This is a genomic window from Bradyrhizobium sp. AS23.2, from assembly GCF_001908185.1.
Taxonomy (GTDB): domain Bacteria; phylum Pseudomonadota; class Alphaproteobacteria; order Rhizobiales; family Xanthobacteraceae; genus Bradyrhizobium.
Genome location: NZ_LGHM01000356.1, coordinates 1 through 504, shown reverse-complemented (window position 1 = coordinate 504; position 504 = coordinate 1). Strand labels below are relative to the sequence as shown.

The window sequence follows — 504 nt, the reverse complement described above, 5'->3', positions numbered from 1 at the left end:
CGGAAGCGGCTAAGTCGCAAGGCGATGCTCGAGTTTTTTACCAAGCTGCCGTCGACGGTGGTTGCGATCGAGGCCTGCGGGGCAGCTCACAACTTGGCGCGCGAGCTCGGCAAGCTGGGACACACGGTCAAGCTGATCGCGCCGCAGTTGGTGAAGCCCTACGTGCCGCGCAACAAGAACGACGGGCGCGATGCCGAAGGGCTGTGCGAGGCTGCAAGCCGGCCGCGGATGCGGTATGTGCCGGTGAAGACGGCTGAGCAGCAGGCAGCGCTGATGCTGCTGGGCGTCCGCGAGCAATTGGTCGCGCGTCGCACGCAGCTGTCCAACACGATCCGCGGGCATGCAGCGGAGTTCGGTCTAACCGTGGCCCGGGGGCTGGACAAGCTCGCCGCATTGCTGGCGGCGATCAGCCGGAACGAAGGCGTGCCGGCGCTGGCCCGCGAGCTGTTTGCGATGCTTGCTCGCCAATATGAACAGGTTCAGGACGAGTTGAGGACGATCGAG

Annotated in this window: 1 protein-coding gene; it reads left to right on the top strand. The window is 65.5% G+C overall.

Annotated features, from left to right (window positions below; all coding sequences use genetic code 11):
• A partial coding sequence (locus AC630_RS42120; RefSeq protein WP_143198773.1) for an IS110 family RNA-guided transposase occupies window positions 1-504 on the top strand: 504 nt, incomplete at both ends.